Origin of the sequence: Actinomadura sp. NPDC048955, from assembly GCF_040649435.1 — a bacterium.
Classification (GTDB): domain Bacteria; phylum Actinomycetota; class Actinomycetes; order Streptosporangiales; family Streptosporangiaceae; genus Spirillospora; species Spirillospora luteofluorescens.
Map to the genome: position 1 here is coordinate 1 of NZ_JBEZJI010000152.1, position 3421 is coordinate 3421.

The window sequence follows — 3421 nt, forward strand, 5'->3', positions numbered from 1 at the left end:
CAGGGTGCGGCGCGTGAGGGGTGGCGGCGTGCGTTGCGGTTGCCGACCGTGCGGGGTCTGGTGGTGGGCCGGTCGCTGCTGTATCCGCCGGACGGCGACGTCGCCGGCGCCGTCGACGCCGCGGTGGAGCTCCTCTGAGGCCGCGCTCCGCACCCGCGCCGGCACCCGGGGCGCCCGCGGACCAACGTTGTCCTGGGGTTTCTCCTCTCGGCCAGTGATCGTTCATCCGCGGTTCAGGGACGGCGACCAGGCTCCCGCGTGATCCCCTCACGTGAAGGAGTGCCCATGTCCGTGACCCGTCGCGGAGTCGTCAAGGGCGGCGCGGCCGGCGCGCTGTCCATCGCCCTCGCCGGAAGCCTGGACGGAATCTTCCAGACGTCCGCCGGTGCCGAAACAGGGGAGGCCCACGGCTACGGCCCGCTGATCCCCGACCCCAAGGGCGTCCTGGACCTGCCCGAGGGCTTCTCCTACAAGACGCTGTCGGTGGAGGGCGAGCCCATCTCCGAGGGCGTCGTCGTCCCCGGGCACCACGACGGGATGGCCACGTTCCCCGGCGGGCGCCACGGCCGTACCCGGCTGGTGCGCAACCACGAGCAGAGCAACAACGGCACCCGCGCCGTGGGCCGTCCCGAGTGGACCTACGACCCGGCCGCCAACGGCGGCACCACCACCCTGGAGGTCGACAGCAAGGGCAACCTGCTGTCGCAGTACGTCAGCCTCGCCGGGACGTCCACCAACTGCGCGGGCGGACGGACCCCCTGGGGGACGTGGCTGACCTGCGAGGAGACCGAAGGCTTCACGGGCCAGACCAAGAGCCACGGCTGGGTGTTCGAGGTCGACCCGACCGGCCGCAGGACCGAGCCCGTCCCGCTCACCGGGCTCGGCCGGTTCGCGCACGAGGCCGTCGCCGTCGACCCGCACACGCTCACCGCGTACCTGACCGAGGACGCCGCCAAGCCGTTCGGGCTCTTCTACCGGTTCCGGCCCCGCGCCCACCGCGGCGGCTACCACGCGTACATGTCGGGCGGGAAGCTGGAGGCGCTGAACGTCCCCGGCGTCCCGGACCTGTCGGCCGTCCAGGAGCCCGGGACGCGGCTGCGCGCGGGCTGGGTGGAGGTGCCCGACCCGTCGGCGAAGCAGACGTCGGTCCGCAAGCAGTTCGACACGGTCACGCGGAGCCAGAAGCTCGAAGGCGCCTGGTGGGGCCACGGCAAGGCCTACTTCGTGTGCAGCTTCTCCAGGAAGGCCGACGGCGGCGCCGCCGACCACGCCGGGCAGGTCTGGACCTACGACCCGCACCGCGGCGAGATCGAGCTCCAGCTCGTCTTCAAGCCGGGCGGGCGCTTCGACGGCCCCGACAACATCACCGTCTCCCCGTACGGCGGCGGTGTGATCCTCGCGGAGGACGGCGACGGCGAGCAGTACCTCATCGGCACCACCCGCCGGGACGAGCCGTTCGCGATGGCCCGCAACGCCCTCAACGACAGCGAGTTCACCGGCGTGACGTTCTCCCCGGACGGGCGGATCCTGTTCGCCAACCGCCAGTCCGACCCGGGCGCCACGTTCGCGATCACCGGCCCCTGGCACCGCCTGCGCGGCTGAGGACCGGACCCGCGCACGCCCGTCGCGGCCTGACCGGCACGGCGTCCTCGGCGACTCGCCGGGGGCGCCGTGCCCGCGTCCGGAACCGGCGCGCCCGGTGGAAGGACCCCGCGCTCGTGCAACCCCACGCCGCCGGGCGTGGCACGATCGGGGACGGGGGATCGTCTTCCCGATGGGGTGCCGTCAGATCGGAGCGTGATCGTGGTCGTGGTTCTCGTCCTGGCCGGCGTGGCCGTGCTGGGCGCCGTCGTCGCCCTCGCCATGGGCAGGGGCGGCGAGCTGGCCGAGGCCCATCCCGACTATCCGCCGGTCAGCGTGGACGCCGAGGGGCGGCCCGTCGTCGGCTGGGAGGGCGCCCGCCTCAGGTTCCCCCGGACTCTGTGGGGGTACCAGCCGCATGTGACGGACGACGCGTTCCACCGCCTCACCGAGGCCCTGAACGAGCGCGACGCCCGCGTGGCGGACCTGGAACGGCAGCTCCACGACGCCCGCAAGCGCGCCGACGACGCCGAACCGGCGGGCCCGGTCGGTGCCCTGCACGGCATCGAGGAGCCCGCCGCCCGGGTGCCGCTCCGCAAGGAGTCCTTCGAGCCGGACGGGGAGGAGAGCGGATGAGCGCGGTCGCGGTCCACGCGGAGGCGGTCTCGGCGGCCCCGCCCGAGCGGCTCTTCGACGTCCTCACCGACTGGCCGCGACACGCCGAGTGGATGCCGTTCACCCGCGCGGAGGGCGGCGACAAGGTCGGCGACGAGCTGCGTGCGTGGACGGGCGTCGGCCCGGTCGGCTTCCTCGACACCATGGTGATCACCGATTGGCGGGACGGCCGCCGCGTCGCGGTCCGGCACACCGGCCGCGTCGTGCGCGGCGAGGCGTTCTTCAAGGTCGTCCCGGAGGGCTCCGGCAGTCGCGTCGTCTGGGCCGAGCGCGTCGACCTGCCCCTCGGCCCCCTCGGCCGCGCCGCCTGGCTGGTCGCGGGGCCGGTCGTGAAGGCGTTCATGGGGGTCGGGCTGCGCCGCCTCGCCGTTCTGTCGCAGGCATGAGGTAGAACGGGCGGGTGAGCACCGCGATTCTGGGCGAGGATGGGCTGGCGCGCTGCCCGTGGGGGCTGTCGGCGCCCGACTACGTCGCCTACCACGACGAGGAATGGGGCCGTCCGGTCCGCGACGACCAGGGCCTCTACGAGCGGCTGTGCCTGGAGGCGTTCCAGTCCGGCCTGTCGTGGCTGACGATCCTGCGCAAGCGCGAGGGCTTCCGCGCCGCGTTCCACGGCTTCGACGCCGAGAAGGTCGCCTCGTTCGGCCCCGGCGACGTCGAGCGCCTGATGGCCGACGCCGCCATCGTCCGCAACCGCGCCAAGATCGAGGCCACGATCGCCAACGCCCGCGCGGCCCTCGACCTCCCCGGCGGCCTCGCCGCCACCGCCTGGCGCTACGCCGACCCCGACTCCCCGTCCTATACCGACATGTCCGAGGTCCCCGCCTACACCGACGCCTCGAAGGCCCTGGCCAAGGAACTGAAGAAGCAAGGCTTCCGCTTCGTAGGCCCCACCACCGCCTACGCCCTCATGCAAGCCTGCGGCCTGGTAGACGACCACCTCACCGACTGCCACCGCCACGGGGCGTACTGACAGACCGCCGCAGGTCGGCGGCCTCCCTCGCCAGCACGGCCTTCTCCTAAGCCCGCAACAACCTCAAGGTGTGCGATCGCGTGCGAAGCCAGTTTCGAGCCCGCGAGAAACTGATCGCGCAGCGAGCCGCAAGGCGAGCCGGAGCGATGCCAGCGATCGCAGCGTCTCCTGCGGGGTGAGGGCCCCCGGGCC

At 73.3% G+C, this 3421-nt stretch carries 4 protein-coding genes; all 4 read left to right on the top strand.

Features of this window, described 5'->3' with window-relative positions:
• Window positions 1–285 precede the first annotated feature (285 nt).
• The 4 genes from AB0C84_RS45570 to AB0C84_RS45585 all read left to right on the top strand — a co-directional run bounded on the left by AB0C84_RS45570 (window position 286) and on the right by AB0C84_RS45585 (window position 3229).
• The gene (locus AB0C84_RS45570) at window positions 286–1602 is read left to right on the top strand and encodes an alkaline phosphatase PhoX (RefSeq protein WP_361079043.1); all 1317 of its coding nucleotides are present in this window, start codon (window positions 286–288) and stop codon (window positions 1600–1602) included.
• A 195-nt stretch (window positions 1603–1797) separates the two neighbouring features.
• Window positions 1798–2217, top strand: a complete 420-nt coding sequence (locus AB0C84_RS45575; protein ID WP_258941376.1) for a hypothetical protein — start codon at window positions 1798–1800, stop codon at window positions 2215–2217.
• Window positions 2214–2642, top strand: coding sequence for an SRPBCC family protein (locus AB0C84_RS45580; RefSeq protein ID WP_179843733.1), 429 nt, complete (start codon window positions 2214–2216; stop codon window positions 2640–2642). Before AB0C84_RS45575 ends, AB0C84_RS45580 begins: the two co-directional genes overlap by 4 nt.
• Window positions 2643–2656: 14 nt before the next feature.
• Entirely contained in the window at window positions 2657–3229 is a 573-nt protein-coding gene (locus tag AB0C84_RS45585; protein ID WP_361079046.1) for a DNA-3-methyladenine glycosylase I, read from the top strand.
• Window positions 3230–3421 lie beyond the last annotated feature (192 nt).

Excerpts from the sequence above, each read along its gene's own strand:
- AB0C84_RS45570 (WP_361079043.1), top strand. The coding sequence starts at position 286 with ATGTCCGTGACCCGTCGCGGAGTCGTCAAGGGCGGCGCGGCCGGCGCG.
- AB0C84_RS45580 (WP_179843733.1), top strand. The coding sequence starts at position 2,214 with ATGAGCGCGGTCGCGGTCCACGCGGAGGCGGTCTCGGCGGCCCCGCCC.